Annotated in this window: 6 protein-coding genes; all 6 read left to right on the top strand. The window is 53.4% G+C overall.

What is annotated here, in order from left to right:
* On the top strand, positions 1–623 hold a 623-nt coding region (locus ACYZYZ_RS10545; protein ID WP_461484219.1), incomplete at its 5' end, for a HesA/MoeB/ThiF family protein.
* A 79-nt stretch (positions 624–702) separates the two neighbouring features.
* Positions 703–1,707 carry a GTP 3',8-cyclase MoaA gene (gene moaA / locus ACYZYZ_RS10540; protein WP_461484218.1) on the top strand — a complete coding sequence of 335 codons (1,005 nt, stop codon included), beginning with the start codon at positions 703–705 and terminating at the stop codon, positions 1,705–1,707.
* 72 nt (positions 1,708–1,779) lie between these two features.
* On the top strand, positions 1,780–2,367 hold the full coding sequence (locus ACYZYZ_RS10535; protein ID WP_461484217.1) for a TetR/AcrR family transcriptional regulator: 588 nt from the start codon (positions 1,780–1,782) through the stop codon (positions 2,365–2,367).
* Positions 2,368–2,459: 92 nt separating this feature from the next.
* Positions 2,460–3,029, top strand: coding sequence for a carboxymuconolactone decarboxylase family protein (locus tag ACYZYZ_RS10530; protein WP_461484216.1), 570 nt, complete (start codon positions 2,460–2,462; stop codon positions 3,027–3,029).
* A 152-nt stretch (positions 3,030–3,181) separates the two neighbouring features.
* Entirely contained in the window at positions 3,182–3,718 is a 537-nt protein-coding gene (gene moaB, locus ACYZYZ_RS10525; protein ID WP_305171137.1) for a molybdenum cofactor biosynthesis protein B, read from the top strand.
* Between the two features lie 7 nt (positions 3,719–3,725).
* The coding region (locus ACYZYZ_RS10520) for a molybdopterin molybdotransferase MoeA (RefSeq protein ID WP_461484215.1) at positions 3,726–4,921 on the top strand (1,196 nt) is incomplete at its 3' end.

Raw genomic sequence — 4,921 nt, 5'->3', positions numbered from 1 at the left:
CCGTTGCACTCTACCTGGCGTCGGCAGGTGTTGGCCAGTTGCTGATTGCCGATGGCGATGCTCTGGAAGTAAGCAACCTGCAACGGCAGATTCTTTACGACACGGCAGGTGCCGGTGACTCCAAAGCACAGCTTGCCGAGCAGCGATTGTCGGCGCTGAATCCCAATATTGAACTCAATGTTTTTGACGAACCTCTGACTCTGGATGATCTCAATCTCTGTATCCAGGACGTGGATCTGGTGCTGGACTGTTCAGATAATCTGGAAACCCGCAAAAACGTGAATGCCGTCTGTGCCCGGCAAGGTGTTCCTCTGGTTTCCGCTGCAGCCATCCGCTGGGAAGGGCACCTGATGGTGTTTGATTTCCGCGATGGACAGACTCCCTGCTATGAGTGCCTGTATCCGCCGGAAAGTACAGAGCCCGTATTAAATTGCAGCACCAGTGGCGTGGTTGGCCCGGTATTGGGTGTACTGGGTTCCCTGCAGGCCCTTGAGGGCATGAAACTCCTGTTGGGTTTGCCGTCAGCGATCAATGGCCAGTTGCGTATTTTTGATGGGCGGCACCATGAGTGGCGGCACTTTGCCATCACGAAACGACCGGGCTGCCCAACCTGTGGCCCGTGATATGGCCGATAGCGGCGAGGGGGCTTGACCTGCCAGGCTGTTCGGGTACGCTCCGAATACGCAATCCATTTGAATTCCTATGTCACAGATACCATCACCACAGCTTGTCGACCGCTTTGGGCGGGTGGTTGACTACTTGCGCCTGTCCGTAACGGACCGCTGTGACTTCCGGTGTGTCTATTGCATGTCGGATAAAATGGAATTTGTTCCCCGTCAGCAATTGCTGACATTGGAAGAACTGGCTTTTCTGGGCAGAGCCTTTGTTGAGCTGGGGGTCAGTCGTATTCGGCTGACCGGTGGTGAACCACTGGTCAGGCGCAACGTCACCGAGCTCATCCATCAACTCGGTCAGCTGGTTGGTCTGAATGAATTATTGTTGACCACCAATGGTTCTCAGCTCGCTGGGGTGGCGGATGACCTGGTAGCTGCTGGTGTACAACGCGTCAATATCAGTCTTGATTCGGTCGACCCTGCACGCTTTGCGGCGATTACTCGGACAGGGGACCTGTCGAGCGTGTTGAAGGGAATCCGAGCTGCCCAGCAGGCAGGTGTAGAGCGTATCAAGATCAACAGCGTGATCATGCGCGGTCAGAACGACGATGAGGTTATTCCTCTGCTGGAATTTGCCCTCGAACGTGGTCTGGATATCAGCTTTATTGAGGAAATGCCGTTGGGGGATACCGGTCGTGAAGATCGCCACGGTCAACTGGTGAGCAGTGAGGAAATCCGGCAACAGATCTCCTCTGTCTATTCCCTTTCCGCAAGTGCTGTGGTCACACCGGGGCCTTCCCGCTATTACCAGATAGAAGGCAGTAACAGTCGTATCGGATTTATCTCGCCCAACAGCCATAACTTCTGTGAAAGCTGTAATCGCGTGCGGGTCACCTGTGAAGGGCGGTTGCTGCTGTGCCTGGGGAATGAGCACTCCGTCGACCTGAGGCATGTTATCCGCTCTTCACCCGGTGATATGGCGGCTCTGAAACAGGCCATCACTGATGCCATGCAAATCAAACCTGAAAGACATCATTTTTACGACGCCGATCAGCCACAGGTGGTCCGCTTTATGAATGCTACGGGTGGTTAGCAGCCTTTGAGCAAAAAAATTGGTCTTGGTTCGCTGTGTTGACATCTGGACCGAGTGGTCCATAATTGTGTCATGAATCAGGGCAGACCCAAAGAATTTGATACCGACCGGGCACTGGAGCTTGCTACCCAGCAATTCTGGAAGGTGGGTTATTCGGCGACCTCTCTGCAGGATTTGCTCAAGGTGATGCGGTTATCGAAAAGCAGCCTGTATCAGACATTTGGTAGTAAACAGCAACTGTTTATTCAATGCCTTAACCACTATGAACAGAGTATGGCCAGCCGGTTAGAGCAGAAATTGGTTGAAAGCGATTCTGCTGTCGGATTCCTGAGAGAATTTCTGGAAGAAATTGTTGCTGAAGCGGCGGGTAGGGGCCCCAGAAAGGGCTGCCTGCTGGTTAATACCGCCAACGAATTATCCCAGCGTGACCCACAAATAAAAGTGGTTGTGTCAGATGGGGCCAACCACTTTATAGCGATTTTTCGCCGGGCTATAGAGTTGGCTGTAGATCGCGGTGAAATGCAGGCCCCGGCATCCATCAGCTCCCTGGCAAGTTTCTACTTTTCCGGTGTGAGTGGTTTACGCACCATGGTAAAAGCTGGTGTCAGTCAGGAAGAATTACACCCGGTTGTTAACTTAATTATGGAAAAGTTTAATTAAATTTTTTTTGCCTATTTTTTTGTCTATTTAAGGACCGTTCGGTCCTTAAATAAATGTTCACTAGTAAACCATGTAAACAGGAGAACCTGACCATGAAATCAGAATACAAAATAGCCATGCCTCCCGTAGAAATCAGTGGCGCACCAGAAACGGTAAAAGGCATTCTGGAGGAACAGAAAAACAATTTCGGGTTTCTGCCGAATATGTACTCGGCAATGGCCACAGCCCCTTCATTGCTGAAAATGTATTTAAACGGTTACCGGCTGTTTCGTGAGGAAGCAACTTTTTCTTCCGTTGAACAGGAAGTTATTTTTATAACCATCAGCCGGGAAAATGGCTGTGATTACTGTGTCGGTGCACACAGTATGATTGCCGATAAGATGTCGGGCGTGCCTGAAGCGGTCACAGAGGCTATTCGAAACAATGCCCCGATCCCTGACCAGAAACTACAGGTGCTGCACGACTTTGTTGTCACCATGATCAATACTCGGGGTGCACCATCCAAAAGTGATGTGGCAATATTTTTGAATGCCGGGTACAGCGAACAACAGGTCCTGGAAGTGATCGTGGCCATCGCTGTGAAGACATTGAGCAACTACAACAACCACTTATTTCATACCGAGCTGGATGATGTGTTTTCTGACTACACCTGGGCCGGGTGATACAAAACCCGGGGCAATTCTGTCAGGAACAGATATTCATATGGGTGGCCAATATGAATGATCAATATTGAGAATTTGATTTATGGTGAGGATGGAGCCGGTATAATCAGGCTCCTGAAACACTGCTACAGCCATTGATTATTGAGAAACCCATGTCCCACGCCACAAAAGAATTTGTCCCGTTAACTATTGCTGTCCTGACGGTGTCCGATACCCGCAGTCTGGAGGAGGACAGTTCCGGCCAGCTGTTGCAGGACCGCCTCACCGAGGCCGGACACCAGCTCGCGGAACGGGTTCTGATTCCTGACGATATTTATCGGCTGCGTGCCGAAGTGTCCCGCTGGATTGCCGACCCCCAGGTTCAGGTGGTGCTGGTCACCGGTGGCACTGGTTTTACCGACCGCGACTCGACCCCGGAAGCACTGTTGCCCTTATTCGACAAGCAGGTGGAAGGGTTCGGTGAACTGTTTCGGCAGATTTCCTTTAACGAAATTGGCACCTCGACAGTACAGTCACGGGCGGTAGCCGGCATAGCTAACCATACGCTGGTGTTCTGCATGCCCGGTTCCACCAATGCCTGTCGTACGGCCTGGGACAATATTGTCGGTGAGCAGCTGGATGCCCGCACCCGTCCCTGTAATTTCGTCCCCCACGTCACCCCAAAAGACCGTTGCGAAAGCCGCGGTTAGACAGACGATGAACAGCTGTGACGAACAGTCCGGTTTATTGACTGTAGAAGAGGCGCTCCAGCGCCTGCTCGAGGCCGCCCGGCCCACTGCGGACATTGAAACCATTCCCCTGACAGCGGCACTGGGTCGTGTGTTGGCAGAGAACCAGCATTCCCCGGTAGATGTACCACCTGCGGATAACAGCGCCATGGATGGTTTTGCCCTGCGCTTTTCCGATTGCACCCCTGATGGGGAAGCTACGTTGCCTGTCAGTCAGCGGATTCCGGCGGGTACCGTGCCCGAACCCCTGCAGCCAGCTTCGGCCGCACGCATTTTTACCGGCGCAGAGGTTCCGCCGGGTGCGGATACCGTGGTAATTCAGGAACAGTGTCAATGGGATGAATCAGCCGTCCGTTTTTCCGGGGCAAAACCCAAAGCCAATATCCGTCCCCGAGGGCAGGACATTGAGAAAGGCGCCATCGTTCTGCAACAGGGTCGTCGTTTAACTCCCCAGGACCTGGGGCTGCTGGCCTCCGTTGGTATTGCCAAACTGCCGGTGTATCGCCGCCTCAGGGTAGCCGTGCTTTGCACCGGCGACGAGCTGGTTGAGCCCGGTGAAACCCTTATCCCCGGCCATATCTATAACTCAAACCGTTACATGTTGCTGGGCCTGTTGCAGGCGTTGGGATTCGATTGCGTGGATATCGGCATTGTGGCGGATGATCCCGAGGCCACCGAACAGGCCTTGCTGAAAGCTGCCGCAGAGGCAGACTGTATTCTTAGCAGCGGCGGGGTTTCTGTGGGTGAAGAAGACCACGTCAAAGCCTGTGTCGATAAACTGGGTAGCCTCGATTTATGGCGTGTGGCCATCAAGCCGGGCAAGCCACTGGCCTATGGACACGTCAGTGGCGTTCCCTTTATTGGTTTGCCGGGAAACCCGGTTTCCGTGTTTGTTACCTTTGCTATTGCCGCGCGCCCCTATCTACTGAAAACCCAGGGTGCCAGTGATTGTTCGCCATTAACTATCCCCGTTGTCGCCGGGTTCAGCCGTCCCAATTCCGCTAAACGGCAGGAATATCTGAGGGCCAGGCTGGTACCAGATGGTCAGGGCCGCCAACGGGCGGAGCTGGCAGGCAGCCAGAGCAGTGGGGTGCTGTCCAGCGTCTGCCGCGGTGATGGCTTGGTAATCCATAAGCTCGGTGAGGCCATTTCCGAAGGGGATCA

The sequence above is a fragment of the Porticoccus sp. genome, from assembly GCA_023261185.1.
Lineage (GTDB): Bacteria > Pseudomonadota > Gammaproteobacteria > Pseudomonadales > Porticoccaceae > Porticoccus > Porticoccus litoralis.
This window is presented reverse-complemented; position numbering and strand designations above follow the sequence as displayed.